General features: G+C 44.7%; 25 protein-coding genes. 14 read left to right on the top strand and 11 right to left on the bottom strand.

Annotation, left to right across the window (positions count from 1 at the left end):
- Positions 1-25: 25 nt before the first annotated feature.
- Entirely contained in the window at positions 26-499 is a 474-nt protein-coding gene (gene greA, locus FAI41_02470) for a transcription elongation factor GreA (GenBank protein ID QCE32532.1), read from the bottom strand.
- A gap of 289 nt (positions 500-788) precedes the next feature.
- Complete coding sequence (locus tag FAI41_02465) at positions 789-1,451, bottom strand: sel1 repeat family protein (protein QCE32531.1); 663 nt, start codon at positions 1,449-1,451, stop codon at positions 789-791.
- Between the two features lie 96 nt (positions 1,452-1,547).
- On the opposite strand from FAI41_02465, the gene FAI41_02460 reads away from it, so the two are divergent.
- The gene (locus tag FAI41_02460; protein ID QCE32530.1) at positions 1,548-1,730 is read left to right on the top strand and encodes a hypothetical protein; all 183 of its coding nucleotides are present in this window, start codon (positions 1,548-1,550) and stop codon (positions 1,728-1,730) included.
- Between the two features lie 120 nt (positions 1,731-1,850).
- Here the strand turns inward: FAI41_02460 and carB are convergent, their stop codons facing one another.
- Positions 1,851-5,108: a carbamoyl-phosphate synthase large subunit gene (gene carB, locus FAI41_02455; protein QCE32529.1), complete on the bottom strand. Its 3,258-nt coding sequence runs from the start codon at positions 5,106-5,108 to the stop codon at positions 1,851-1,853.
- Between the two features lie 13 nt (positions 5,109-5,121).
- Positions 5,122-6,336 (bottom strand): glutamine-hydrolyzing carbamoyl-phosphate synthase small subunit, encoded by a 1,215-nt coding sequence (carA, locus tag FAI41_02450; protein ID QCE32528.1) that lies wholly within the window; start codon positions 6,334-6,336, stop codon positions 5,122-5,124.
- A 314-nt stretch (positions 6,337-6,650) separates the two neighbouring features.
- On the opposite strand from carA, the gene FAI41_02445 reads away from it, so the two are divergent.
- From FAI41_02445 to FAI41_02395, 11 genes are all read left to right on the top strand, one after another.
- Positions 6,651-7,118, top strand: coding sequence for a GatB/YqeY domain-containing protein (locus tag FAI41_02445; protein ID QCE32527.1), 468 nt, complete (start codon positions 6,651-6,653; stop codon positions 7,116-7,118).
- A gap of 37 nt (positions 7,119-7,155) precedes the next feature.
- Positions 7,156-9,075, top strand: a complete 1,920-nt coding sequence (locus FAI41_02440; GenBank protein ID QCE32526.1) for a DNA primase — start codon at positions 7,156-7,158, stop codon at positions 9,073-9,075.
- A gap of 110 nt (positions 9,076-9,185) precedes the next feature.
- The gene (gene rpoD, locus FAI41_02435) at positions 9,186-11,138 is read left to right on the top strand and encodes an RNA polymerase sigma factor RpoD (GenBank protein ID QCE32525.1); all 1,953 of its coding nucleotides are present in this window, start codon (positions 9,186-9,188) and stop codon (positions 11,136-11,138) included.
- A 95-nt stretch (positions 11,139-11,233) separates the two neighbouring features.
- Positions 11,234-11,461 (top strand): hypothetical protein, encoded by a 228-nt coding sequence (locus tag FAI41_02430; GenBank protein QCE32524.1) that lies wholly within the window; start codon positions 11,234-11,236, stop codon positions 11,459-11,461.
- Positions 11,462-11,497: 36 nt separating this feature from the next.
- Positions 11,498-11,893 carry a glycosyltransferase family 61 protein gene (locus FAI41_02425; GenBank protein QCE32523.1) on the top strand — a complete coding sequence of 132 codons (396 nt, stop codon included), beginning with the start codon at positions 11,498-11,500 and terminating at the stop codon, positions 11,891-11,893.
- Positions 11,799-12,278: a glycosyltransferase family 61 protein gene (locus FAI41_02420; protein ID QCE32522.1), complete on the top strand. Its 480-nt coding sequence runs from the start codon at positions 11,799-11,801 to the stop codon at positions 12,276-12,278. Before FAI41_02425 ends, FAI41_02420 begins: the two co-directional genes overlap by 95 nt.
- A gap of 291 nt (positions 12,279-12,569) precedes the next feature.
- The gene (locus FAI41_02415) at positions 12,570-13,049 is read left to right on the top strand and encodes a 30S ribosomal protein S6 (GenBank protein QCE32521.1); all 480 of its coding nucleotides are present in this window, start codon (positions 12,570-12,572) and stop codon (positions 13,047-13,049) included.
- Entirely contained in the window at positions 13,042-13,326 is a 285-nt protein-coding gene (gene rpsR, locus FAI41_02410; protein ID QCE32520.1) for a 30S ribosomal protein S18, read from the top strand. Before FAI41_02415 ends, rpsR begins: the two co-directional genes overlap by 8 nt.
- Positions 13,326-13,955: a 50S ribosomal protein L9 gene (locus FAI41_02405; GenBank protein ID QCE32519.1), complete on the top strand. Its 630-nt coding sequence runs from the start codon at positions 13,326-13,328 to the stop codon at positions 13,953-13,955. The genes rpsR and FAI41_02405 overlap by 1 nt, the downstream gene beginning before the upstream one ends.
- A 276-nt stretch (positions 13,956-14,231) precedes the next feature.
- Positions 14,232-14,537 (top strand): hypothetical protein, encoded by a 306-nt coding sequence (locus tag FAI41_02400; GenBank protein ID QCE32518.1) that lies wholly within the window; start codon positions 14,232-14,234, stop codon positions 14,535-14,537.
- Between the two features lie 420 nt (positions 14,538-14,957).
- Positions 14,958-15,272 carry a hypothetical protein gene (locus FAI41_02395; protein QCE32517.1) on the top strand — a complete coding sequence of 105 codons (315 nt, stop codon included), beginning with the start codon at positions 14,958-14,960 and terminating at the stop codon, positions 15,270-15,272.
- 156 nt (positions 15,273-15,428) lie between these two features.
- Here the strand turns inward: FAI41_02395 and rsmA are convergent, their stop codons facing one another.
- From rsmA to FAI41_02360, 7 genes are all read right to left on the bottom strand, one after another.
- Positions 15,429-16,235, bottom strand: coding sequence for a 16S rRNA (adenine(1518)-N(6)/adenine(1519)-N(6))-dimethyltransferase RsmA (gene rsmA / locus FAI41_02390; protein QCE32516.1), 807 nt, complete (start codon positions 16,233-16,235; stop codon positions 15,429-15,431).
- Complete coding sequence (locus FAI41_02385; GenBank protein QCE32515.1) at positions 16,232-17,590, bottom strand: peptidylprolyl isomerase; 1,359 nt, start codon at positions 17,588-17,590, stop codon at positions 16,232-16,234. The genes rsmA and FAI41_02385 overlap by 4 nt, the downstream gene beginning before the upstream one ends.
- Positions 17,587-19,776 (bottom strand): LPS-assembly protein LptD, encoded by a 2,190-nt coding sequence (locus FAI41_02380; protein QCE33767.1) that lies wholly within the window; start codon positions 19,774-19,776, stop codon positions 17,587-17,589. Before FAI41_02380 ends, FAI41_02385 begins: the two co-directional genes overlap by 4 nt.
- Positions 19,777-19,932: 156 nt before the next feature.
- Complete coding sequence (locus FAI41_02375) at positions 19,933-21,135, bottom strand: LptF/LptG family permease (protein ID QCE32514.1); 1,203 nt, start codon at positions 21,133-21,135, stop codon at positions 19,933-19,935.
- Positions 21,108-22,247 (bottom strand): LptF/LptG family permease, encoded by a 1,140-nt coding sequence (locus FAI41_02370; protein ID QCE32513.1) that lies wholly within the window; start codon positions 22,245-22,247, stop codon positions 21,108-21,110. The genes FAI41_02375 and FAI41_02370 overlap by 28 nt, the downstream gene beginning before the upstream one ends.
- A gap of 10 nt (positions 22,248-22,257) precedes the next feature.
- Entirely contained in the window at positions 22,258-23,286 is a 1,029-nt protein-coding gene (locus FAI41_02365; GenBank protein QCE32512.1) for a threonylcarbamoyl-AMP synthase, read from the bottom strand.
- A gap of 46 nt (positions 23,287-23,332) precedes the next feature.
- The gene (locus FAI41_02360) at positions 23,333-24,202 is read right to left on the bottom strand and encodes a 3'(2'),5'-bisphosphate nucleotidase CysQ (protein QCE32511.1); all 870 of its coding nucleotides are present in this window, start codon (positions 24,200-24,202) and stop codon (positions 23,333-23,335) included.
- Positions 24,203-24,413: 211 nt separating this feature from the next.
- Here FAI41_02360 and FAI41_02355 point away from each other — a divergent pair, with 211 nt between their 5' ends.
- Together FAI41_02355 and FAI41_02350 are read left to right on the top strand one after the other, a co-directional pair.
- Positions 24,414-25,946 carry a leucyl aminopeptidase gene (locus FAI41_02355; protein ID QCE32510.1) on the top strand — a complete coding sequence of 511 codons (1,533 nt, stop codon included), beginning with the start codon at positions 24,414-24,416 and terminating at the stop codon, positions 25,944-25,946.
- On the top strand, positions 25,918-26,463 hold the full coding sequence (locus tag FAI41_02350) for a DNA polymerase III subunit chi (GenBank protein ID QCE32509.1): 546 nt from the start codon (positions 25,918-25,920) through the stop codon (positions 26,461-26,463). Before FAI41_02355 ends, FAI41_02350 begins: the two co-directional genes overlap by 29 nt.

Here is a 26,463-nt window from a genome sequence, read left to right as displayed (position 1 = left end):
CCGCTTCACCAGCAGGAAAGATGCCTCAGCGATAGGTAACTTTAATAATTTCATAAGATTTGTCGCCGCCCGGTGCAGGAACAGTGGCGCTGTCGCCCTCGTCTTTTCCAATCAATGCTCTGGCAATGGGGGAAGAAATCGAAATACGGCCGACTTTAATATCCGCCTCTGGAACACCAACAATTTGGAAAGATTGCTCTTTACCGGTCTCTTCGTCCGCAACTTCAATATGGGCACCAAAGCGGATGCGTGTACCGGTTGTCATAGAGGGGTCAATCACTTCGGCAGAGCTGATAAGGCCCTCAAGTTGAGCGACACGTCCTTCAATGAACGACTGTTTTTCACGTGCGGCGTGATATTCTGCGTTTTCAGAGAGGTCGCCATGTTCACGTGCCTCTGCGATCGCTTTGATCACGGCAGGGCGTTCTTCGCTTTTTAAATGCCGAAGTTCATCTTCAAGACGACGCAAACCTTCAGGGGTGATGGGCATTTTCTGCACAATAATAAAATCCTAATTGGAACAAGCGGAATGTATTTATGAACCGATGCAAGCACCTACATTTTGGTAAATGCCTTGCTAGAGCTATATAGGAATTCCGGTAGAATAAAAGAAGGCCGGCCGTAAAAGAAAACCATGCCCCCCAACATGAAAATCCCTTTAATTTTACCTCTTTTATGCTCTTGAAGCAACCTTAGAAGCTGATAGAAAAATAGCGTGGATTTTGTTAAACCCCCTCTTTGTATTCAAAAGAGAAAATTTATAAAAGCTGAAAAAATAGCGCAAAAAGTTATTTTTGGGCTGCTTTGACTCTTTCGTAACCGGCACAGCCATCTTCGTTCTCCTGTTTGCAGGATTTCTGATAGAGATCGGCGGCGACATCAAGATTTCTTTCGACACACACGCCATCTTCATAGAGATTGGCCAAAAGCTCTTCGCCCTCATCATTGGCCCATGTTCGACGCGCTGCCTTTTCCAGCCAGTAGAGCGCTTGATCGCAGTCTTTTTTAATACCAGCGCCCCGGGCATAGGCGTGTCCTAGATGTGCCTGCCCGTAGGCATCATTCTGGGCTGCGGACTTCTCAAACCATTCCTTGGCTTGGGTATAATCTTGCTTTTTACCTCGCATGCCGCCGGCATAAGCAAGACCTAAAGCATCTTCTGCATAGGCGTTTCCTTGAAAGGCAGCTTTTTCAATCCATTCAATGGCTTTGACATCATCTTGTTGAACGCCAAGGCCGTGCGAATAAATATGACCAAGAGCATATTGCGCTTTGGCATTTCCGCTCTCTGCCCGTTCCTGCAAAATATGGAGCGCATTTAAACTCTGGGGGTCAGAGGTTTCTTTGGCACAAGAGCGATCGGCTGGCAGGATGCTCATAAGAAAAGTAGAGAAAATAAAAATTTTTTGATTTAGGGGACGTAAGGTCAAAAATTTTCTCCTAAATATCATGGGATGAAGAGAAAGTTTGCGCCGTTTTAGAAATTATGAAAAGCTTAGAATCTAAGCTTAATTCAGTTAATTTTAAAAAGAATAGGAATTAAGAAAATGGTAAAAGATCACTCAACATTTGAACCCATGCCAGACAGCTTTGTGCCGGGCGTTAGGGTTCCTAATGATACGTTTTATCCCAAGCCGGGTGAGGCATTGGCGCCTAATTTATCTCCTAAAATGGAAAAGCCAGAAAAGAAACAATCAAATGAAGATGGAAAAAATTCATCGACATCTTAAATCTGGGAATTGTTACGATACTTGGACGCAGGTTTCCGTTTTGATCTTAAGATAGAAAATGGCGCAGCCTTTGTGAAAAAACTGCGCCATTTAAGCAAGTTTTAAAGTGTTCCTAAACTTTTATTCCTGCAAGGGTGCGATGTCGATATTGTCTTTTTTCAAAGCCTCAATCGCATAAATTGCCGCTTTACCCCCTGAAAGAGTCGTATAGTTGGGCACATCCATAATCAAAGCCGCTTGGCGGATTTGGAAACTGTCTTTTGAGGCCTGACGCCCTGAAACGGTATTGATGACCATCTGGATTTCGCCAGACCGGATTGAATCAACACAGTGAGGACGTTGCTCAAAGAGTTTATTCATGCGTTGAACAGGAATATTTTTTTCTTGGAGATAATCTGCGCTCCCCGGTGTCGCACTGACTTTAAAGCCCATTTCAATCAATTTTTTCGCAAGGAAGGGCAATTCCTTCTTATCCTCATTCTTCAAAGAAAGCAGCACATTTCCAGAAAGTGGAAGGCGCATATTTGCGGCTAGCTGGGCTTTGGCAAATGCATTCTCGAAATTTACATCCCGTCCCATGACTTCACCCGTTGAACGCATTTCAGGGCCGAGAATTGTATCGACACCTGCAAAACGTTTGAACGGAAAAACAGGGGCTTTCACGGAGATATAAGGAAGGGCAGCTCCCGGAATGAGAGAAAACTCAGAAAGTTTTGCGCCTGCCATGACCAAGGCACCGATTTTTGCAACGGCGACATTGGTTGCTTTGGCAACAAATGGAATGGTTCTGGAAGCTCTTGGATTGACTTCAAGAACATAGATTTCATTATCTTTAATCGCATATTGGACATTCATCAGCCCCTTAACATTAAGCTCTTTTGCAAGATCTTCTGTTTGAGAACGCAGACGTGTCACAAGCGCCGGAGAAAGGCTGTAAGGCGGTAAAGAGCAGGCGGAATCTCCAGAATGGATACCAGCTTCCTCAATATGTTCCATTACCCCTGCCACATGGGCGTTTTCACCATCGGCAATGCAATCGACATCCACCTCAATCGCATCATTGAGATAATGATCGAGCAAGACAGGGCCGGAAGAGACATCTTTCCCGGCACGGTCTAAGACTTCTGTGAGGTAATGTTTCAAACCGGCACGGTCATGGACAATGGCCATAGCACGACCGCCCAAGACGTAGGAGGGGCGGACAACCAAAGGATATCCGACATCTTCTGCCTTATCGAGAACTTCTTGCTGGTTCAGGGCAATTGCATTTCTGGGCTGTTTTAGGTCAAGCTTGCGTAAAAGAGCGGAGAAGCGCTCACGGTCTTCGGCACGGTCAATCGCATCGGCAGAGGTTCCAAGAATAGGAATGCCGGCTTCCTCAAGGGCACGGGACAGCTTTAGCGGTGTTTGGCCGCCATATTGAATCAAACAGCCGACCAATGTTCCTGCTTTTTGCTCAACCCGTAGGATTTCAAGGACATCTTCTTCTGTAAGCGGTTCAAAATAAAGGCGGTCAGAAGTGTCATAATCGGTTGAAACTGTTTCTGGATTGCAGTTGACCATAATGGTTTCATAGCCAGCTTCCCGAAGGGCATAGGCGGCATGAACACAGCAATAATCGAATTCAATGCCTTGACCGATACGGTTGGGGCCACCTCCCAGAATAATAACTTTCTTACGGTTTTTATCATGCTTTTCTGCTTCTCTGACTAAAGAAGTATAGCCTTGGGAAGCGCCATTGCCTTCATAGCTGGAATAGAAGTAAGAGGTTCTGGCATCAAACTCGTTCGCACAGGTGTCAACGCTTTGATAAAAAGGATGTACCTCAAAGCCATAGCGTGCCTCACGGACATCTTTTTCTGTGAGGTCGCACAAGGTGGCGAGGCGTTTATCTGAAAAACCAAGTGATTTTAGATGACGCCAGTCTGCTTCCGTTTTTGGCAGGCCGTTCTTTTTAACTTCGGATTCTTTGGCAACCAGTTCTTGGATTTGGTGAAGGAACCAAGGGTCATATTGGCTTGCGCCTAAGATTTGATCGAAGGAGACACCCGCACGGAAGGCTTGCGCAATCAAAAGCAATCTATCAGGACGAGGCGTTGCCAGAGCTTCAAGATAATCTTCCAAGGTACCGTCTTTTGGCGCTGGAAGATCATCCAAACCTTCGAGACCTGTTTCCATGGAGCGCAATCCCTTTTGAAGAGATTCCGCAAAATTACGCCCAATGGACATAATTTCCCCAACCGATTTCATAGAGGTGGAAAGCAGGGCCGGTGTTGCCGGGAATTTTTCAAAGACAAAGCGTGGAATTTTTGTGACAACATAGTCAATGACAGGCTCGAAGCTTGCTGGTGTTGTGCCGGTAATATCATTATCCAGCTCATCGAGCGTATAGCCAACGGCTAGCTTGGCTGCAATTTTTGCAATGGGGAAGCCTGTTGCTTTGGAAGCCAGTGCAGAAGAACGCGAAACACGTGGGTTCATCTCAATGACAACCATGCGGCCATCTTTTGGATTGATGGCAAACTGCACATTAGAGCCACCCGTTTCGATACCAATTTTACGCAAAACGGTCAAAGACGCATCACGCATTTTTTGAAATTCTTTGTCCGTTAAAGTTAGGGCAGGGGCAACGGTAATGGAATCCCCTGTATGTACGCCCATCGGGTCAATATTTTCGATTGAGCAGACAATGATGCAGTTATCGGCGATGTCACGGACGACCTCCATCTCATACTCTTTCCAGCCAATGACGGATTCTTCAACCAAGACTTCCGTTGTTGGGGAGGCATTCAGGCCAGACATGACGATTTCATCAAATTCTGCCTTGTTATATGCGATACCACCACCGGCACCGCCAAGGGTGAAGGAGGGGCGAATAATAACAGGCAAGCCGATTTCAGAAAGTTTTTGCTGGGCATCTTCGAGCGTATGGGTGGTAAAGCTTTTTGGGCTGGAAAGGCCGGCTTCATCCATAATTTCACGGAATTTTTGACGGTTTTCAGCCTTGTCAATGACATCGCCACGGGCACCGATCAATTCGACGCCAAATTTTTCCAAAACCCCTGAACGATCAAGCTCCAAAGCCGCATTTAAGGCTGTTTGTCCACCCATTGTCGGTAAAAGCGCATCTGGTCTTTCTTTTTCAATGATACGGGTTAAAAACTCTGCCGTGATGGGTTCAATATAGGTTTTATCCGCCAAATCAGGATCGGTCATAATGGTGGCTGGGTTAGAGTTCACCAAAATAATGCGATAACCGTCTTCTTTGAGCGCTTTGCAGGCTTGAGCGCCGGAATAGTCAAACTCACAGCCCTGTCCGATAACAATAGGGCCGGCACCGATCAGGAGAATTGATTTAATATCTGTACGTTTAGGCATAACAATCCATCTTTTACTTAGAAGTGTTTTTTGAAAGGTTTTGACGGATCATCGTCATGAATTTTTCAAAGAGATGCCCTGCATCGCTTGGCCCGGGGCTTGCTTCTGGATGATATTGGACAGAGAAAATATTTTTTCCTGAAACTTCCAGCCCCTCATTTGAGCCATCAAACAAACTGATATGGGTTGGAGCAACCCCTTTAGGAAGGCTTTCCGGATCAACGGCAAAACCATGATTTTGGCTGGTGATCTCGACTCTGCCTGTTGTCAGTTCTTTGACGGGATGGTTTGTGCCACGATGTCCTTGGCTGAGGCGATAGGTTTTACCGCCTAACGCACGGGCGAGAAGCTGATGCCCCATACAGATCCCGAAAATTGGCAGATTAAGCTTAAAAAGCGCTTGGATCAGCGGCACGGCATATTTGGCCGTTGCCTCTGGATCGCCGGGGCCATTGGAAAGAAAAATCCCATCTGGATTTAGCGCTTTAATTTCTTCTAAACGGGTCGTACCGGGAACGACATGCACATCGGCACCGGCGGAAACGAGGGAACGCAGGATATTGTCTTTAGCACCAAAATCCAGCGCAACAACACGAATTTTCGGATCAGAATGTTCTGGAAGCGGCTCTTGCCATTTGCCTTCAGACCATTTGCGGCTTTCACCGGCAGCATCTGCTGCGAGCTCCTGGCTTTCCAGTCCCTCCCATGCTTTTAATTTTTTAAAGGCCTCTTTGAGATCGAATTTTCCATCTGCGGGAAAGGCGATGATGGCATTTTGGGGACCTTTTTGACGTAAAAGGGTGACAAGTCTTCTTGTGTCAATTCCGGCAATACCGGGGCGGCTTTGCTCTATCAGCCATTCCGGAAGGGTTTTTTCAGAACGCCAGCTAGAGGGCGGGGTAGGAAGCTCTTTGGTCACTAGTCCCAGCGCACTGATATGGCTGGCCTCGTTATCAAAGCTGTTAATGCCCGTATTGCCAATGTGGGGGAACGTAAAAGTAATAATCTGCTTACGAAAGGAAGGGTCGGTTAAAGTTTCTTGATAACCTGTCGTGGCAGTGCAAAAACAAAGTTCAGCAGGGTCGGTAATGACTTGGGCACCATAACCTTTTCCCCAGAAAATATCGCCATTTTGCAAGAGAAGCGCAGCCGTTGCCCCATGCGGCGCAATGAGGGCATCAAGAGAGGCATCCTGTGTGGTACAGGAAGAAGCAGAAGAGGAGGACATAATTCTCCGTATTGATAAAGTCGCTAGATCGTAAAAGATAAAAATTCAAGATATATATAGATGCTTTTACTTGAAGTTCACCGTAATGTGAAATCTTCACAGAAAACTTTCAGAGAAAAGAGGGCAGAAAGAGCCTATTAGTCGCTTTATTTTTGAAAGTTTCTTTTGGGAATGCAATGGAAAACCGGGCTTAAAATTCAGAGAATACCCTGTGCTGGAACTTCTCTTTTATTTTCTTATTTGTGACCAGAGCCTTCAAAATGGTAAAAACGCCTCATCTATAAAATTTTTAAAGCATCATGCACGGAGATAAAATGACAGAACTTAATTTGCGTCAAAAAATTATGAATGATCTTAAACTTTCAATGAAGGAAGGTAACCGTGAGGAAGTTGCACGTTTGCGTTCCATTACCGCAAAGTTCAAAGATCTTGATATCGAATCCCGCGCAACGGGAAAGGAAGTTGATGAGGCACAACTCCAAAAAGCACTTCGTTCAATGGTTAAATCTCGTTTCGATTCGATTGCAATGTATGAAAAAGGCAACCGTCCTGAGTTGGTAGAAAAAGAACGGGCGGAAATTGAGACGATTAAGCGCTATTTGCCTGCCGAAATTGATGAAAATGCCCTCAAAGCAGAAATTGAGAAAATTGTTGCCACATTGTCTGAGCCAAGCATGAAAGATATGGGCAAAGTTATGGGAGAGCTTAAAGAAAAATTCGGTGCAGCGCTGGATGCTGGCAAGGCAGGTAAAATGGTCCGTGCTTCTTTAATGAATAAGTAAATTTTTGAGATCCTTTCTTAAAGGAAAAATGGCTTAAATGCGTTTTGAACCCTCTTTTCTTGATGAGTTAAAATCTCGCCTTTCCCTTTCATCCATTATTGGGCGGCGGGTAAAGCTCACACGTTCGGGAAAAGACTGGAAAGGTTGCTGCCCCTTTCATGGGGAAAAGACAGCTTCTTTTTATGTCTATGATGATCATTATCATTGTTTTGGATGCGGTGCGCATGGGGATGCCATTGGTTTTGTTCATCAAACGCAAGGGGGGACGTTTGCCGATGTCGTGGAGCGTCTTGCAGGGGAGGCCGGTTTGGCCTTGCCTGCGCCGGATATCCACGCCGAAGAGAAAAGAGAGGTTCGCCGTCAGTTAAGTGATGTGCTGGAGGCTGCACGCCTTTATTATCGAGATTGTCTCCATGCGCCTGAGGGGCGGGCTGCACGAGAATATCTTGCCGCCCGTGGCATTAGTCAGGAAATTGCGGAAAGATTTTCTTTTGGCTGGGCAGAATCCGGCAATGCGCTTGTGGCGCATTTAGAAACGCAGGGTTTTTCCAAAAGCCAAATGAAAGAAACAGGGATTTTGCGAGATTCCCAAAACGGAGGAGACGCACGGCCTTTCTTTTTTAATCGGGTAATGATTCCGATTTTTGGACGTAAAAAAGAAGTTCTTTCTTTTGGTGGGCGTGTTTTAGATGAGAGTAAGCCCAAATATTTAAACGGTCCAGAAACGCCGCTTTTTTCTAAAAAACATATTTTATTTAATTTTGAACAGGCCAGAAATTTTATCGACCGCCAATCTCCTATCATTGTGGTGGAGGGATATATGGATGTTGTCGCTTTGAGTCAGCAAGGGATTGGCGGTGTCGTTGCGCCTTTGGGAACAGCAGTGACAGAAGATCAACTGCGTCTTCTGTGGCGGAGTTCAGAGGCACCAGTTTTTTGCTTTGATGGGGATTCTGCGGGGCGCAGGGCGGCTTTTCGGGTTTGCGAAGTGGCATTTCCGCTTTTGGAAACAGGGAAAAGGTTAAAATTCTGCTTTTTGCCCAAGGGGGAAGACCCTGACAGCATGGTGCGGAAAGAGGGAAAAGAGATTTTCTGGAAAAGGGTGGAAAATGCGCTTTCGCTGGATGAAAGCTATTTTGGACTGCTGGCTGAAAAAATAGATCCGGAGGGTGCGGATAGCCGTGCGCAGTTCCGCAAGGCTTTAACAGAGGCAAGTGAGCGGATTAAGGATAATATTTTGGGCAGTGAATACCGTGCCTCTTGGATGGATCGTTTTTTCTCTCATTTTCGTTTTTCGGGGACACAAAAAACAAAGGGTGCTTGGCAAAATAACCGGGAAAGAAATCAAAGCCGATTCCGTCAATATCAGCAGATCAGCCAAACAAAGTCCGTTTTTTCTCCGCCTCAGATATTGGAAAGCGGTAGTAATATCATTGCTTTTTCAAAAGCAAGTGTGCCACAGCAGCGCTATGAGATTCTTTTCGGCATTTTAATGCAACATCCTGAAATTTTTCCGTGGATAGAGGAGGCTTTTTCCCGTTTGGATTTCGGAGGAAACCGTCGCCTTTTAGCCCTGCAGGACAGAATGTTTGAATGGTATGAGCAAGAAGAGGTGCGTGAAGAAGACGCAGAGGGGAGTTTAAAGCGCTTTCTTGAGGCAAATGATTTTTCTGAAGAGGTAAAAAAATTCGCTTCTTTGGGCAATATTGACACAGAAGGCGCACCGATTGTCGAAAGTTGGTGGCATTTTTATGGATTTATTGATATTAAATCTTTCGACCAGTCTGTAAGACGGGATATTGAAAGAGAGCTTTTAAATGATGAAAGAGTTGAAGAGAGTGATTCTCCAAAAACTTTTTCGAAAGCCCTTCTAGCAAGGATTGAGGCAAGGGATCGTCTAAGGCGAGGCGAAATGCCGGACATGCCTGCGGGTGAAAATTTATCTCCTCCCCCTTGACACAGTACCCAATATTCCCCAAGTGGCAGTTAGCACTTTTTCACGTCTCATAATTTAAAATGGGGGCGTGATTTTTAAATGAAAACCAAGCTTCAATGGAAGATGAGAGTATGGCGATAAAAACTCCAGCTGATACGGAACGAGATACTGCCGATCAGGATGGGATGCAGCTAGATATACAGTCTGCTGCCGTCAAACGCTTGCTGGCAAAGGGACGTGAGAGCGGTCACATTACCTTTGATGAGCTGAACGCTGTTTTGCCTCAAGATAAGATGTCTTCGGAACAGATCGAAGATATTATGTCTGCATTGTCCGAAATGGGCGTGCAAGTCGTTGAAAATTCCGAAGAATCTGATCAAGAGGATGAGGAAGACGAAGAGCTCGAAGCAGAAGAGGATGCCGAAGGTAAGCCTGCCGTTAAAGAAGGGGGACGCAGCGGAAATATCGCTGAGAGTGCCGGCCGCACAGATGATCCTGTAAGAATGTATTTGCGGGAGATGGGGGCTGTTGAGCTTCTTTCTCGTGAGGGCGAAATTGCCATTGCAAAACGGATTGAGGCCGGTTGGGGTGAAATGATTGACGGCATGTGCCGCAGTCCGATTGTCTTTGCCGCCTTAATTGAATGGGCAAATAAAATTCGTTTGGGCGAATTAAGCCTTCGTGAAGTGATTGATCTCGAAGAAAGTCAGAGCTTCTCTGAAAAGGAAGAAGAGGCGCTTGAGGCGGCAGAAGAGCATGATGAAGAGGAGGCAGAAGAGGAGTCCGAAGATGAAGAGGATGCCATGAATGCCCCCTCTATTTCTTTGGTCGCTTTGGAAGAAAAATTACGCCCTGAAATCATGGCAGAATTTGATTCTCTTGAGGTTCTTTATCAAAAACTCTCTAAATTACAGGAAAAGCGTATTGTTGTCCTGCTTCAAGGGGATGCGCTAGATAAAGAGAGTGAGAAGGAATATCGCCAGATCCGTGATGAGCTGGTCAAGCATGTCCGTCGTTTAAGGCTTCACACAAGCCGCATTGAAGAAATCAGTGAAATGATTAAGAAGCAGGTGAAGCGTCTTAATGATCTTGAATCTAAAATGGTGCGTTTGGCAGAAGGGTGCCGCCTAAGTCGTGAAACCTTTTTCTCTTATTATCGTAACCGTGAGCTTGATCCGTTATGGTTGGATGAAATTTCTAAACTTCCGGGGAAAAACTGGAAAAAACTCATTGAAAATCATCGTGGACGTTTAGAAAAATTACGCGATGAGGTGGCGAGTTTAGTGCACCGCATGGGCTTACCAATCTCGGAATTTAGAGAGGTTTATCAAACGATTTCCCGTGGGGAACGCGATGCCGGCCGTGCAAAAAAGGAAATGATTGAGGCCAATCTTAGATTGGTGATTTCCATTGCAAAAAAATATACTAATCGTGGTTTGCAATTTCTTGATCTGATTCAAGAGGGCAATATTGGTTTGATGAAAGCTGTCGATAAGTTTGAATATCGCCGGGGCTATAAATTCTCAACCTATGCGACATGGTGGATTCGTCAGGCGATTACACGCTCCATTGCAGATCAAGCAAAAACTATCCGTATTCCTGTTCATATGATTGAGACAATCAATAAATTGGTTCGGACATCTCGCCAAATGCTGCATGAAATTGGCCGTGAGCCAATGCCAGAAGAGTTGGCAGAAAAGCTTGGAATGCCTTTGGAAAAAGTGCGTAAAGTTCTCAAAATTGCCAAAGAGCCTATTTCTCTTGAAACCCCGATCGGGGATGAGGAAGATAGCCATCTTGGAGATTTTATTGAGGATAAATCAGCCATTATTCCACTGGATGCCGCAATTCATACAAATTTGCGTGATGCAACGGCAAAGGTTTTAGCCTCACTGACAGCCCGTGAGGAACGTGTGTTGAGAATGCGTTTTGGAATCGGGATGAATACGGATCATACGCTCGAAGAGGTGGGACAGCAGTTTAATGTCACAAGAGAACGTATTCGCCAGATCGAAGCGAAAGCTTTGCGTAAGCTCAAACATCCAACACGCTCTAAAAAGTTAAAATCCTTTTTAGATGTTTAAAAAGTCGGGATTTTAAGAAGTTTTCAAAAGCGCTTCGTTCTTTGTTTAAAAAGAGCGAGGCGCTTTTGATATTTGGGTTTTTTCGGAGAGGATGGATGCTTAAACCCTGCCAACAAATTTACGGTGGGACTGAAATTATTGAGGAAAAACCGCCCTTTTTGACAGTAGAAAATGTAACTTTTTTGCCGAGTGTTTTTGCTGGTGAAAAGGCTGGCCTTTTTTATCCTTTGGGACGTGTTGTTTCAGAAAGTATCGCTTATAGAGGGATTCCTTCGCCGTATTCTCCGCTTAATGCTCTTTATACAGAGGTAAATAGAAAGTAGTTTGCGTTCGCTTCGGAGGAATATCATTATTTCTATATTGGTGACGTGAAGCAGCATTACGGTCATTTTTTAATTGGCGCCCTTTCTAGAATTTGGGCATTGCCTTCGTTGGATCGTAAAAAACTTCGTTTGGTTTTTAATGGCCAGCCCAATAAAGAGGCATTATTTACGCAACCTTATATGCGTGAAATTTGGTCTATATTGGGTTTGTCATCTGAAAATGTTTCTTTCTTTTCAGAAGGTATTTTATTTAAGAAAATAGATGTGCCTGCGTCCTCTTTTGAGGAAAATAGTCATGCTCATCAGGTTTATTCGGAGATGATGAAGGCGATAGGGCATCAAATTTATTCAAGGGGAAGCAGGCACGAACGCAAACAGAATTATTTATTTTACAAAACAGCATTTGTCTTCTGGTATTTGGCAAATACATAACGAGGCCGTTTTAACGGAGAGACTACGTGCTGTGGGAATAGAGATTATCTCTCCTGAAGAGCTCTCTTTGTACGATCAAATAAAATTATGGAAGGAAGGCGGGCTTTTTATCGCAAGCGCAAGTTCCGCACTCCATAGCGCTGCCTTTGTCGGTAAAAGAAAACTGATTGTCCTTAATAATGTTGCTGAAATCTGGTCTAATCAGGTCTTGATTGATAAAGTTTCAGGTAATGATTCTCTCTATCTTTATGACACAGATAATTTTGAGTATAGGCTGGATGGTTTAGAGGGCTTTGCCGGAAATCTCTATATTAAAAATATGAATCAATTTGTGGGAGAACTTGTCCAGCAAATAAAAGAATTCAGAAAAGATTCAATTTCTTAACCGCCTTAAAGAGGGGCGCTTTAGGGGGAGTCTTTGTAAGTCCAGAGTTTTTGTAAGGATATATAATTCTTGCATTTTCGATGATTCTGTGGTCTATTTTGTTTTTCCCTGCCGGTGCTGCCCATGCGTGCCGGCTGTTCCTGTGACATGACAATTCTTTTCAAAGAAATGGAAAGCCCCCTTATTGGATAAGGTTCTCGTTTTTCTGATGCTTTGCGCTAGGCTGTTATGGAAAAGGGCACTTCACTTAGCTCTTGCACGGGAAAATCACTTTAGCCATAGGGAGTTTGCATGGCTTTATATGAATTAACGCTTATTTTGCGTAATGATCTATCAACGACCCAAGTTGAGACTTTTATCGAAGGTCTTGAAGGTAAATTGGGCGAACTCGGCGGTTCCGTCGAGAAAAAAGAATTCTGGGGGCTACGTCCGCTCGCTTATCGTATTAAGAAAAACCGTAAAGGGCATTATGTCTTTTTGGGTCTGAATACACCGGCTGACGCTCTTAAAGAAATCGAACGTCAAATGTCTTTGGACGAAGATATTCTTCGTTTTCTTACCCTTCGTGTTGATGCCCTTCCAGAAGGTCAAACACCAATGATGAGCCGTCGTGATGAACGTCCGGCACGTGGTCCGCGTCAGGGTGGCCAGCCACAGGCAGGCGGACGTTTTGAAAGCGGCCGTGGTCGCCGTCCACAAGGTCATTCACAATCTCAGCCTTCCGAAGAAAATGACGAGGCACAGGATTCTGAAGGAGATAATAATGACTGATAACACTGAAACACCAAAAACAGTCAATCCCGCCGCACGCCGTACAGCTGTTGGCGCACGTCGTTCTTTCCGTCGTCGGAAAGCATGCCCATTTGCTGGAGCAGGTGCGCCTGCAATCGACTATAAAGACGTTCGTCTTCTTAGCCGTTTCTTGTCTGAGCGTGGTAAAATTGTGCCTAGCCGTATCACAGCCGTTTCTGCGAAAAAACAGCGTGAACTTGCTAAAGCAATCAAACATGCCCGTTTCCTTGCACTTCTTCCATATGTGGTGAACTGATGGCTGCTACTGAAATTATTCTACTTGAGCGCATCGAAGGCTTGGGACAAATGGGTGACACGGTTAAAGTGCGTCCAGGCTATGCCCGTAATTTCCTGCTTCCACAGGGAAAAGCGCTTCGTGCAAATGCTGCGAACAAAGCGCGTTTTGAACAAGAACGCCAGCAGCTTGAAGCTAACAATCTAAAACGCCGTGAAGAGGCTCAAGATGTTGCAAAACGTCTCGAAGGTCTTTCCGTCGTTATTCTACGTCAGGCCGGCGAAAGCGGATCTCTTTATGGTTCTGTGAGTGCCAGAGATATTGCAGATGCAATCACAAAAGATGGTGGTGCAACTGTTTCTCGTCAGCAGATCATTCTGGATCAGCCAATCAAAGCACTTGGCTTAACAAAAGTTAAAGTGCGTTTGCATCCGGAAGTTGTCATCTCTGTAACGCTCAATGTTGCCCGTTCTGCTGAAGAAGCAGAGCGTCAGGCACGTGGCGAAGAGGCGAAAGCAAAAGAAGAGGACGAAAACGTCCTTGGTGATCTTCAGACTCAAAACCGTGCAGAAGATGAAGCCGCAGAAGCAGCTGATCTTGGCATTGAAGGTCAAGAAGAACACAAAGAAGAAGAAGCAGCAGCGGAATAATCTTCCCCTCTTGTTTGTTCTTATAGGAAAGGCTCCGAGGCTCTGCCCGGAGCCTTTTTTATATGGAGAAGAATAAAATTTTAAAATAGAAATTTTTAATGAGAATGCATTATAGAAGCCTTAAAAATCTCCTAATAGGGGGCGACTCTGTGTTTTAAAAAAGAAATAAAACGGCTTGTGCTTTGCTTTAAAAGGGTTCCAACTCAAAGGATAAGAAATGGTTCCAGTGTTGCTGTTGGCACTCCTGTTTCTTAGTTTTGATAAAGGGTATTTATTATGCCTAATAAAGAGAAAAAAGCCTTCGTTCTTCCACATCCTTGTGAGGAAGGTAAAGCGATTAAGCATTTTGAAGCGAAATCAACGCAAGAGGGCAAAACCGTTTATAAGGCTCCTACGGAGAAAGAAGCGGCAGAAGGGGCTATAAAACTTGGCTTTGAGGCGCATATTCTCAAAGATCCCAAACATAAAGGAACGCCCAAGCCGGAACATTTTAAAAAATTTGTTCCAGAGGAACATGCTAAAGAGATTAAGAATAATAAACGCCCGCATAAGGTGGGCGATATTTGCGGCGGTCACACATAAAATCTTTCCCTAAAAAGGATTATTTTTTCGTGTGAAGTTATAAAAGGCGCTGGTGCGGAAGCATCAGCGCCTTTTTAGAGGCTTCCACTTTCGCATCAATTTTCTGAAAATTCTGGAAGAGGGGACTTTTTATCCCGAATCGGTTTTTTTAAATGTTTATGGAGAAAATTTGTACATCTTATTTTTAATTTGAGAAAAAAATTAAAAAAAGAGCTTTTCAAGGACAAGATAACTTGCATGCGAATTTTAGAGTAAGTTTTTAACAGACGACAAGATGAGACTCGAGTATTTAAAAAAATAAAAAAAATGAATTGTTTTTGAAAAAATAAAGTCCAAACTCTTAGGAGAGGGCAGGGTTTTCGAGTTACTGCTCTTAATTCTCTGACCCTCATTATTTTTGTTTTTTTAAGGATTATGAAAATGTCAGATCGTAAACATGCTTTTGTCGTCGCACATCCGCCTCGTGAAGAAGATGAAACCATTAAACATTTTGAAGCCAAAAATATTCATGGCGAAGTCATTCATAAGGCTGAAACAGAAAAAGAAGCAGCGAAAGGCGCTATTGAAAAGGGTTTTAAAGCGCATATTGTCAAAGACCGCAAAGCACATAAACATGCGGTAAAGCCAGAAAATTTCAAGGTTTTTGTTGAAAAAGACCATGAGGAAGAGCTTAAACTTGGTAAGCGTCCTCATAAAGCAGGTGATAAGCACCATGAAAATTTCCATCATCGTTAATAGAAATTTTATCCTGTCCCTCAGGAAAAAGCTCTTTGATGATGGAAATTGATTGATTCAAGAAAGGCTGGAGGCAAATTGCTTCCAGTCTTTTTTGTATGGGGGACTGTAACCTGACAGTATTTTTTTTGTCAAATATTGTTTTTAAGAGAGAAATTATTTTTCTCTATGGTGCAGCGATATTTTAGCCAAGCGGTCAAACTCTTCAATAGAAAGCGTTTCCCCCCGTCTTGTTGGTGCAATTCCTGCTTCTTCTAAAAGTTTTTCGCCCCCCATTTTCTTTAAGGCGCTACGGAGCATTTTACGTCTTTGGCCAAAGGCCGCATGGGTAATTTTTTCCATTTCCTGAAAGAGCGCTTCAGAAGGCTGTGTTTTGTGTGGAAGGACTCTCACAATGGCGGAATGGACTTTTGGAGGCGGTGAAAATGCTCCTGGCGGCAGGCGCATAACAATATCACATTGCGCACACCATTGTGCAAGAACCCCCAGTCGCCCATAAGCAGAACTATTGGGTTCTGCGCAAATGCGTTCGGCCACTTCGAGCTGAAACATGAGATTCATTTGATCCCATAAGGAAGCTTGACGCAAGAATTTGACGAGCAAAGGACTGCCAACATTATAGGGCAGATTAGCAATGATTTGACGAGGGCTTTCAAGATGAAGTGCGCCGTCAATTTTTAAAGCGTCCCCTTTAAGCAGGGTAAAACGCCCTTCAGAATCTTTTTCAATTTCCTCTAAATGCGGAAAAGCCCGTTCATCAATTTCAATTGCATAAACATTTTTTGCCCCTTGTCTTAAAAGGGCTTTGGTTAAGCCTGCGGGGCCGGGGCCAACCTCAAGGATATTTTGCTGTGTTAGATCGCCGCCAAGTTTGGCAATCTTGTCACAAATGCTGGGATCAAGCAGAAAATGCTGTCCCAAGGATTTTTTCGCGATAAGCGGTGAAAGGGGGGAGGTGTTCATGCGTTTAGCTCCGCACGTCCAGCAGGACGGATTTCAATAACGGCTTTTCGCTGCAAAGTACGCTGGAGCTGCCGTGCGGTTTGTTCAATACGTTCATTCATAAGCTGATCCGCAATCTGTCCAGGCGTAAGCTGTGCAAGATTGCGTGTTTGTCGACTACAGATCATTAGCAAAGAAATGCCATCACCGGCAACAAGGGGTTTTGTGGCTGTATTGTTGGGCAGTTTTTCTAAGATAGAATGCATTTGCGGTGGAAGCCGTTCCATCACTTGTGTGCCGGGATTGCCCACCTTTTTTGCGCCTAATTTGTCATTAAGCGCTTCGATTTCCTTGCAGGAATGGAGATTGGAAGAGGCTTCGTTCGCCTGTTGTAAAAGCGCTTTTTGCTCTTCGGTGGGATCATTGGGATTTAGAGGCGTGCTGAAAGGAAAAAAGGCTTGGCGTAAAGTAATCAAAGTCCCCATTTCTTTCCCAAGTTTTCGCCTTGAATGTACTGTGGTGATAATCAAACCACCCGGAACAAGAATAGGATTGGAAATGGCTTCATCCGGCATTTTCTGAAGCACTGCAACAACAGCAGGGTCTAAGTGATCCTCCTGCATCCACCCAAGAGAGCCACCGTTGAGGGCTGATTGGTCCTGAGAGAACTGGGCGGCAACAATCGGGAAAGGGGCACCGCCACGCAGTTGTGAAATAATCATATTTGCAAAGGCAATTTCTTTTTGCGGATGTTCCGAATCTTGAACAGGGATGAAAATTTCATTCATCAGATATTGTGGGCGGCCTTCTTCTTGCTCAAGGGCCGATTGACGTTGTTTTATCTGTTCAGGAAGAACACGTCCTCTCGCTCCTAATGTTTGGCGCAGCACAACCATCCAGCCGCTTTGGGATCGGATTTGGTCAATCAGAGTTGTGAGAGAAATATCATCCTTGGCTAATTTGTCCCGTAAAGCATTCCGAGGCATATCGTTACGTTCTTCGATATTGGCAATGGAGGCGGCAATTTGTTCCGGTGGAATATCAATATGTCGCCGGAGAACTTCTTGGGTTTTAAGTTTTTCCTGAATCAGCTGTTCAAGAATTTGAGAGCGCATCCGTTTCATCACATGGGGGGCGATCGGCAAGCCCGTAGAGACGACAAAAAGTCTTGCACGATCCTCCACATCCGCACGGGTTAGGAGTTGTCCATTCACAACAGCAAGGATTTGGGCATCTGTTTGATTGGGATCATCCGCCGTGATGCTTTTTGGCGTAATGGTTTCCTGAGCCTCTGCGGCGACCTCCTCTGCTTTGAGCGGCAGAGAGGCGCTTGCAAAGAGAAGGGAGATGAGAAAAGAAATAAAATATTTTGTCATCCAGCAGATCCGCCAGCACCAAAGGTTCCGATAGATTTTAAGAAGATATTGAGCAGGAAACTGGAACCACGGCTTTCCCCACCAATGCGTGTATATTGTTTGCTATAATAGAGATCAAGGCCGAAACATTCGTTGGAATAGCCGATATTTCCGCCATTTGTGACCATTTGCATCGTCGTTGGATCAAATCGGGCAAAGGCGCCGACATGCATGCCGGCATAATCAAACTGCCCGGCAGCTGTAATTTGGTTCATCGGCTGGAAGTCAAAGCGGTTGACCTCTTGGGTGCCAACTTCGCCATATGGGTCATAGAAATAATAGGGATTATTAACCTGATAAATATAGCCAGCATTTAAATTAACATGCGGTACACGGACATTAAAGAGACCTTCGCCATAGTCGAAATGTCCTTCCCAAGGATTGTATTTTCCACGGGCGACAATATTGAGCCAGTTATTGGGGGCAAATAGAAAGCGTCCGACAGGATCAGAAAGGTGACGTGATAAGCCATCGCCGGGAATCTGGTTTCTCGCAATATGGTCTTGAAAACTTTCACCGACGAGCATATCGACCATATGGCCTTTCCAGCTCCAATTTTGATGAATCCCGACATTGCCGCGGACACCACCGTCCAGACGGTCCGTCCCTTCGAAACGGTTTAAAGAAAAGAGCGTTGAATCACTGAAATTATGGTAAAAACTATCTTCATCGGGCATATCCGTGTTGAGCTGTCCGCCCGTATTGGGGGCGGCAATAAACTGGGCAATAGGTTCAAAAATATGAAATCCCCGTCCATGGGCAAATGTCCGCATAAAGGGCCAGTTCACCTGTAAGGCAAAGGTTGGCAGAATTTGGCCCGTAATTTGGTCACCTGGCGTTAGATATCTTGAGGGGCAGCTGTCACTATTGTTTGTTTCGTAGCAATTATGCTCGGTCGAGTGATAAACGGTTGAATCAAGACGGCCGGTAACTTTCCATTTCTGTCCCCAAGGGCCGTCAAAGGGCCGGTCGTACTGGAAACGCCATTCTCCTCGCTGGTCACGCTGTCCTTGTGCTCGGTAGACATCAAAATCCTCTGAGTGGACTGTAAATGTGCCGCCTAATTTATCAGGCTGGCCTTGGTAATTATAGAGGAAGCTCGGCAAGGAGTAAGGGAGAAGATTGTTATTAATGGTTCCTTGGTTCAAGGCTTGATAGAATTGGACATCCAAGCGAAGCTGAGATCCTTGGCCAAAACCTTCAATATATCCCGTTGAGGGCAAGAAGTCATTGCCGTAACCAGGAACACGGTAATCTCGTAAATAGTTGGCAGAAGTTGTTACTTTAACATCCGCCCCATAATGCCAATATTTATTATAGATAAAATCACCAGAGGCAAATAAATAGGCTTGTGCGCCATTTTGGCCGCCGCCCTGTTCTTTATCTGAATCAACCCCGACCCCGCCTTGAACGTTTATACGTCCAAAATTTAAATATTTACGGTAATTGACGGTAAAGTTAGGGCCTGATTTTGTCGAATAAAGTCCCGTTAAGGTGAGGTCGGAGCTTTTATCGATCACCCAGTAATAAGGAATGGTAAAATAGGTCCCTAAATAGCGGTCGTGTGGATTGATTTGGAAGGGAAGAAAACCGCTTTGCCGTTTGACAGAGGGATCTGTTAATTTCAGATAGGGCATGTAAAGGACAGGAAGGCCAAAGACTTTGATCCAAGCATTTTCAAATTCGAGCCTTTTATGGTCATCATCTCGGCGTAAACCGGACGCTTGAATTTGCCAAAAGGGTGCTTTGTGCGGATTTTTGGCGCAAACATTACAAGGGGTATAAGAGACACGGCGCAAATCTTGGACAACGCCGTCTGAGGCACGCAATCCGTTTGCGGCGACTTTGGCATTTTCTTGCATACGGATATAGATTGCCCGTCCGATCCCGTCTTTCATACCGCTCTGAAATTCAAGCTCTTTGGCATAGAGCGTACTGCCGTCAGGCTGAAGAAGGGCCACATGCCCCGTTGCCCGTAAGAGGCCAGAGGGACGATCAACGGTCACACGGTCTGCACGCAGAGCTTGTTCCCCTTGCCAAATGCGAACATTTCCTGACCAGACAAGCTGCCCTGTTTTGTCATAGCTTTCATGGTTGGCCAGATAGGTAATGGGTTCTTCCGGTGTGACTTTCCCAGGCTTAATCATGCGGCTAGTGCTGTTATCGATCTGAAATCCTGAGACACCTTCTGGTCCTAGATTTTGCGCAAAGGTCGACAGCGGACAGGCTAAAAAAATTAAAAGGGTAAAGAGGAAAGGCCAATAAAGGCGATGGGATAATTTTCTAAAGGAGGATGACAAAACTTATCCCTCCTCCATTTTTAAAAGAAGGCTTCCCGCAAGAGATAGGCCTGCCAAAACAGGAAGCGTTGCCGCAAAAAAAGGCGGTATACTTCCAGAATTTCCAAGCTGCTCGGCAATTTTTGAAAGTGTAAAAAGGCAGAATCCGGTTCCTATACCCATCCCAATAACGGTAATCGCTTTTTTTTGCCTTTGCGGAAAAGGGCGCAAAGCAAAGCCTGCTGCGATTAGCAACATTGTAGCGTTTAGAAAGGGTAAGGCCAAGAGGGTATAAAGGTGAAGCTGTTGCTTACGGGTCGGTAATCCCGCCTCCTGAAGCCAGTAAATACTGCGTGGAAGATTCCAAATAGAGAGCGTATCGGCAGAAACACCAATTTTTTTCGCACGTTTGGCTGTTAAATGGGTTGGCAGGGAAAAATGAGGGAGGGAACGTGCGGCTCTTCCCGGAATAATTTCGATTGTATTTTTAAAAACCCAACGGCCTTTTTCAAGGCGTGTTTCTTGGGCTTCAACCCGTCTTAGAAAATGATTATTTCGATCTAGACGGAGCAGGGTAGATCGCTTTGCCTCTAAAAAAGAGTACTTATTTTTAGAGGAAATTTTTGAAATCCCATAAAGATGCAAAATAAAATGTCCATCTTCTTTGAGACCGTTATCTTTTTCTTTGAGCCATAATTCTTCATCTAAAGATTTGGTTTGATTGGTCAGGTAATGTTCTTCAAGGCCGGCAGCATTGTGATAGCATGTCGCAGAGAGGGGAGAAATCGCCAGTACAGCAAAAATGCCGATGAGAAGTGATGCAAGAAGTGGGCCGGTGAGAAATTGCCATGCAGAAATGGCAGCAGCACGTGCTGCGGTGACCTCTGAGGCACGGGCAAGAAAAAAGAAGCAGCTAACGCCCCCTAAGAGAATGCCGAAAGGTACGATGGAAAGAAAATAAAATGGCAGGTGCAAGAGGGCTATTTTGATAGCGATCCAAATACCTGCTTGTGGATGGCCAGCGCTCTTCCGAAGAAGATCAATAAGATCAAAAAGATTAATGAGTAGGCATAGAGATGCTGTTGCGCAAATTGTTAAGAGAAAAAATTTTTTTGCGACATAAGTTCTAAGGGTTTGCGGTAAATGGGCTGAATGTTCCGCTAGATCGTTTTTTTTAATCTTTTTTTCTAAAATAATATTCACAATAGCGTAGCAGTCGGAGGGAATTTAGGATGTCCACTATGCTTAAAAAGAATAAAAAGCGCAATTAAAATAGGGAGGGATGGAAAGCAAAACAAAAGAAAGGAAAATTCGGCATGCAAGGCTGTAAAACTTCTCAAAAGAAGGTTTCCCCCTAGAAAAAATGCCATGGATAGAACGGCTCCGGCAACGGGAAGCATCGCTTTTCGATCGCCTCTCGGCGGGCCGCACAATACCCAAAAAAGTGCAATTAGCGTAAAGGATAGGCTATAAAGCGGCGCTGCAATACGTTCAAATCCTTCAACGTGAAATTTCCCTTTGAGACTAGTCGGAAGATTTTTTGAACAGTGAAAAAGTTTTGAAAGCGGTAATTCTTGCGGATCAAAAGAACGTATAGCGGTCGTTGGTGGCGAAACAGGAACAATCTTTTCACCAAACCCTAAAAAAGAAAGTGTTTTGTCTTCTTTATTGATCGTTTGCCGAGACCCGTTTTGAAGCAGAATTTTAAGTCCGTCTTCGTCATGGAGGAGGCTCGCTGTTTCCGCCATTAAAATTGTCCGTTCGCCTGTCTGCGCTTCTTGCTCAATCAGAGCACCCGTAAAATTATTTTCTTCTTTTTCCTGAACATAGATTGTCATCCCATTGGGAAGATGGTTAAAAACCCCTTCCTCAAGAAAAAGGCCTGAAAGTTCATTTTTAATTTGAAATTCCTGCTTATGGAAAGAGTGATAGGCGGCAGGAACAGCGAACAAAGAAAGTCCATAGCCAATCATAAGCGAAAAGAGACCGCAGGCGATCGCAGGGCAGGAAAGCTGAAGTGGGGAAAGCCCAAGTCCTTGTAAAATGGTGAGTTCCCGATCTGTTGTTAAACGCTCGTAGGTAAATAAGATAACAGCAAATGTACTTAAAGGCAGAATGATATTGAGAAAAGTCGGGAGCAGGAGAGAAGTGAGTTTAAAGAAAATCGCCAGACTCATCCCATGGGCCGCAATCAGGCCGACAAAATGAAGGGACTGGATCGTCCAGATCAGAAGAACACCGGCGAATGTCAAAAGAATTAACCGTTTGAGCAGCAAATAAAAAATATAGAAGCTGAAACGGGAACGTATCATTGCAAAAAAAGAAAATGTGCGGGGCATGCAACAGGGACTATGATTGCTGAGAAGGGCGAGGGGCAGCAGCTCGGAAAAGACGCTCTAAAATCGCAATACCAATCCCTTCTTGTGGAATGGGAGCCACAGCAATGGATTTCAAGCCTTGTTTCTGCCCCTCAAGATCTAAAAAACGTAAACCTTTATAGAGGCGTGTCGCCGCTTCTGCTAAGTCTCCCGAAGGGGAAAGAGCGAAAGAGAGTCCTTTAAAAGAGTCTGGCGCTGGTTTGAAAGAGAGCCAAGCCTCCTCTGGGTTCGGTATGGAGACCTCTAATTTTACAGGCAATGTTGGGGCATAGTGAGAGAGGAATTGTCCGGGGGCAATGGGAGGTGGTTGGGATGTTTCGTCCGGGTGCGCCATGTGCGTTTTAAGTGCATAATGTGGTAGATTAGGGATAAAGGGACGTAAATCATTGGTCATGATTTTCCCCGGCCGCAGGATTTTTGGAATTTCTTGGCTGAAATCAAGAATTGTACTTTCAATACCAACAGAACAGGATTGTCCGGCGACGATCCCATCAATACGCCCATCTAATTCTGCTAAGACATCTTGATAGCTGGAAGGGCTGATACGTCCTGATTTATTGGCTGAAGGCGCAGCAATCGGAACACCTGCAAATTCTAAAATCTGGCGAGTTGAAAGCGGTTCAGGCACCCTTGCCGCAAAGGTCGGCAAGCCAGCACAGGATTCATTGCAAAGCTTTGAGTGAGATGCCCGCCTTAAAATAAGTGTCAGTGGGCCAGGCCAAAAAATTTTGGCAATTTTTTTAGCGAGAGGAAAGAGGGGAGCATTCGGATCGGCCTCTTTAAATGCCGCTTCTAAATTGGGAAAATGGAGAATAAGAGGGTTGTTGCGTGGTCTGCCTTTAGCTTTGTAAATATTTTCGATTGCTTCGGGCAAAAGACCGGAGCCACCAAGCCCATAAACAGTTTCTGTCGGGAAAGAAACGAGTTTTCCTTCTCTTAACCATGCCCCAGCTTTTTCAAGGTCCCGTATATGGGCGGTAAAAAGATGGGTTTGTGGCATAGTCGGAATCCAAGTCTATCTTTGATAAGTATTTTTCGGGAAATTTTTAGTCTAATAGTGTTTCTGAAGTTCCAATAACCTCAAAAATACTATTTTTCCAATCATCTTTACCATAAGATAAGCGGTGCCCGTCAAGCTTGCGGATGATGCCGCCGGCCTCTTCAAGAATAATTTGCGGTGCAGAAATATCCCAAGCCATTGTCGGACCTGGCTGATAGTAATAATCCGCATTCCCCTCTGCAATTTCAAGAATTTTAACGGCAGATCCCATCTCCTGAATGGTAGAAATTTTGGGATTTCCACAATTTTTTTCAAGATGTTTATATAATAGACTACGGCTATTGGGGCGTGTTGAGGCAACAACTCGTAATCCTTCTTGCGCTAATGTTTCGGCTGTTAGCTTCCTGCAGTGGATTTGTTCAAAAGAAGCTGTTTTAATGTTGATTTTCCATGCACCGGTGCCTTCCGCCGCAAGATAAATGAGATGACGGTCAGGCACACCAACAAGGCCAAAAATGGTTTTTCCGTTTCGGAGGAGCGCAATATTAATACAAAATTCAGGCCGTCCTTTGATAAATCCTTTTGTGCCGTCAAGCGGATCAATGAGCCAAAAATCGCCTTGGGGTGAGGCTTTTGGTAAGGGCGGAAGCTCTTCGGAGACAATCGTTATCTTTGAAAAGGGTGTTGGTAAAGCATGAATATCTTTTAAGATGATTTCCTGTGCGATCTTATCAGCGTTGGTGACAGGAGAGCCATCCGGTTTTTGAAGGGTTTGAAGCCCATGATTTCGCACTTTTAAAATGGATTGTGACGTCTCAAAAACAGTTTTGAGTAAAGTACAAAAAGTATCCCCCCACTCGCCTGTATGGGTTCGGATTTTATGGAGAAGGTGGGTCGGAGGAAAGGCATTATTCATGATGAAAGAATTATAAAATAATCTGTTCGGAAATGGGACTGTTTTTATTAGGAAAATGAGATTTTTTTTCAATAAAAAGAGAGCATTGGAGAAAATGAAAAGCAGATGCCTAGAAAGAGCGTTACGAGGCGCTTATATATTTGTTATAGAGATAATTTTTAGAGGAAATCATTGATCCTTTAAGAGAAACAAAAGAAGCAAGGGAAAAAAAATGGTAAAAACAAATGAGACTGTGCCCGTCTCCTTTAAATTATATGACGAGGCTTTGTTTTCTGCAGAAAAACCTACGGCTCTTGTGGTTGTTTGCGGCGAGGGCTTCCGGGATTGTCCTCGTTTTAAGGCTCTGGATGAAAAAACAAACGGTACGCTTTTGCGGGCGGCCAAAGTTAAGAAATTTGAAGGAAAACTTGGGCAGAATATTTTCTTAACAGCGCCAACAGAGGCTTTTTCACATCTGATCGTTGTCGGAATTTCAAAGGAAGGTGAAGAAAGCCTTCCTGCGCATCTTGCTGCAGAACAGGCGACAGGAAGAGCTATTCAGGCGCTTGTTGCCTCTGGTGGCACAGAAGATGGTAGCGTGAGCATTCTTACCGCAAAAGATCTCGTGGCAAATGTTGCTTTTGCCGCTTCTTTGGCAGCATATCGTTATGATAATTATATTACAGGCAAAGCGGCAGAGAAGAAAAAAACGGCTTCGATTAGAGCGATTACAGCGCTTACCGCTGGCAGTGAAGAAGATCTTAAAGCGGCCAATGAAAGCTGGATTTCTTTAAAAGCTATTTTGGATGGTACGATCTTTACACGTGATTTGGTCAATGCACCGGCAAATGACCTTTATCCGGAAAGCTATGCGAAAAAGATTGAAGAGCTGAAATCTGTTGGTGTTGAGGTGGAGCTTCTGGATGAAGCCGCCATGAAAAAACTCGGTTTTGGTGCTTTGCTTGGCGTGGCGCAGGGCAGTTCCCGTAAGCCTTATACGGTTATCATGCGCTATAATGGTGGTAAGCAAGGAGACGCGCCGGTTGCTTTTGTTGGAAAAGGCGTGACCTTTGATACAGGGGGAATTTCCCTTAAACCTGCTGCACGTATGGATGAAATGAAATCTGACATGGGTGGTTCAGGCGCTGTTGTCGGGGCATTGAAAGCTTTGGCCTTGCGTAAGGCAAAAGTTAATGTTGTTGGTGTTGTCGGCTTGGTTGAAAATATGCCTTCTGGTGATGCGCAGCGTCCGGGGGATATTGTTACCAGTCATCAAGGTAAAACCATTGAGGTTCTTAACACCGATGCCGAAGGTCGTTTGGTTCTTGCCGATGTTTTGACCTATACCGCACGTCAATATAAGCCAAAAGCGATGGTTGATGTGGCAACCCTTACCGGTGCTATTGTGATTGCGCTAGGCGATGTTTATGCAGGTCTTTTCCCTGGATCGGAAGAGGTTTCTTCGAAGTTGCTCAAAGCGGCAGAAGTAAGTGGTGAGAAAATCTGGCGTATGCCAATGGGGGCTGATTATGCCAAAGATCTTAAATCTCCTGTGGCAGATCTTCAGAATATTACGGGAAAACGGGGCGCTGGTTCGACAACAGCGGCTGAATTTTTAAAGGCCTTTGTTGAAGATACGCCATGGGCGCATTTGGATATCGCTGCTGTTGCATGGAAAGATTATGCAACAGCTCTTGGGCCAAAAGGGGCAACAGGCTTTGCTGTGCGTCTATTGAATCATTTTGCAGATAGCTACGCAGGATAAAAACTTGTCTCAAAAACCTGAAATTGCTTTTTACCATTTAACGCGATTACGGGTAGAGGAGGTTCTGCCACGCTTGCTTTCTAAGACATTGGATCTTGGGAAGCGGGCGCTGATCAGAGCCTCCTCTGATATTCTAGCCTCAGAGCTGGATCAAAAACTTTGGCTCTATGAGACGCCAACTTCTTGGTTGCCGCATGCGACTTCTAAAAGTTTAGGCAAGAATGGCAGGGCTGAGGATCAGCCTATTTGGATTTCAGGGCCAGAAATGCCAGTAGAAAATCCAAATAAGGCGCAATTTCTTTTTCAAATAGATGGCGGTTGCCTTGAGGAGAATTTACAGCCATATCAGCGTATTTTTAATCTCTTTGATGGCAATAATGAGACGCTTTTAAATGCAGCGCGCAAGCGCTGGAAATCACTGAGAGATCAAAATTGTTTTATTCTAACCTATTGGCGCCAAAATGCCTCTGGAGAATGGTCTAAAGAGCATACTCACCATCCTCAAGAGAGCGTTTAA

Source organism: Acetobacteraceae bacterium (assembly GCA_004843165.1).
Lineage (GTDB): Bacteria > Pseudomonadota > Alphaproteobacteria > Acetobacterales > Acetobacteraceae.
The sequence above is the reverse complement of the archived record's forward strand: the minus strand, read 5'-3'. Positions and strand labels throughout refer to the sequence as shown.

Bases quoted from the DNA above. Each gene is read 5' to 3' on its own strand.
- FAI41_02465 (QCE32531.1), bottom strand. From the start codon at position 1,451: ATGATATTTAGGAGAAAATTTTTGACCTTACGTCCCCTAAATCAAAAA.
- FAI41_02460 (QCE32530.1), top strand. From the start codon at position 1,548: ATGGTAAAAGATCACTCAACATTTGAACCCATGCCAGACAGCTTTGTG.
- carB (QCE32529.1), bottom strand. From the start codon at position 5,108: ATGCCTAAACGTACAGATATTAAATCAATTCTCCTGATCGGTGCCGGC.
- carA (QCE32528.1), bottom strand. From the start codon at position 6,336: ATGTCCTCCTCTTCTGCTTCTTCCTGTACCACACAGGATGCCTCTCTT.
- FAI41_02445 (QCE32527.1), top strand. From the start codon at position 6,651: ATGACAGAACTTAATTTGCGTCAAAAAATTATGAATGATCTTAAACTT.
- FAI41_02440 (QCE32526.1), top strand. From the start codon at position 7,156: ATGCGTTTTGAACCCTCTTTTCTTGATGAGTTAAAATCTCGCCTTTCC.
- rpoD (QCE32525.1), top strand. From the start codon at position 9,186: ATGGCGATAAAAACTCCAGCTGATACGGAACGAGATACTGCCGATCAG.
- FAI41_02430 (QCE32524.1), top strand. From the start codon at position 11,234: ATGCTTAAACCCTGCCAACAAATTTACGGTGGGACTGAAATTATTGAG.
- FAI41_02415 (QCE32521.1), top strand. From the start codon at position 12,570: ATGGCTTTATATGAATTAACGCTTATTTTGCGTAATGATCTATCAACG.
- rpsR (QCE32520.1), top strand. From the start codon at position 13,042: ATGACTGATAACACTGAAACACCAAAAACAGTCAATCCCGCCGCACGC.
- FAI41_02405 (QCE32519.1), top strand. From the start codon at position 13,326: ATGGCTGCTACTGAAATTATTCTACTTGAGCGCATCGAAGGCTTGGGA.
- FAI41_02400 (QCE32518.1), top strand. From the start codon at position 14,232: ATGCCTAATAAAGAGAAAAAAGCCTTCGTTCTTCCACATCCTTGTGAG.
- FAI41_02395 (QCE32517.1), top strand. From the start codon at position 14,958: ATGTCAGATCGTAAACATGCTTTTGTCGTCGCACATCCGCCTCGTGAA.
- rsmA (QCE32516.1), bottom strand. From the start codon at position 16,235: ATGAACACCTCCCCCCTTTCACCGCTTATCGCGAAAAAATCCTTGGGA.
- FAI41_02385 (QCE32515.1), bottom strand. From the start codon at position 17,590: ATGACAAAATATTTTATTTCTTTTCTCATCTCCCTTCTCTTTGCAAGC.
- FAI41_02380 (QCE33767.1), bottom strand. From the start codon at position 19,776: ATGATTAAGCCTGGGAAAGTCACACCGGAAGAACCCATTACCTATCTG.
- FAI41_02370 (QCE32513.1), bottom strand. From the start codon at position 22,247: ATGCCCCGCACATTTTCTTTTTTTGCAATGATACGTTCCCGTTTCAGC.
- FAI41_02365 (QCE32512.1), bottom strand. From the start codon at position 23,286: ATGCCACAAACCCATCTTTTTACCGCCCATATACGGGACCTTGAAAAA.
- FAI41_02360 (QCE32511.1), bottom strand. From the start codon at position 24,202: ATGAATAATGCCTTTCCTCCGACCCACCTTCTCCATAAAATCCGAACC.
- FAI41_02355 (QCE32510.1), top strand. From the start codon at position 24,414: ATGGTAAAAACAAATGAGACTGTGCCCGTCTCCTTTAAATTATATGAC.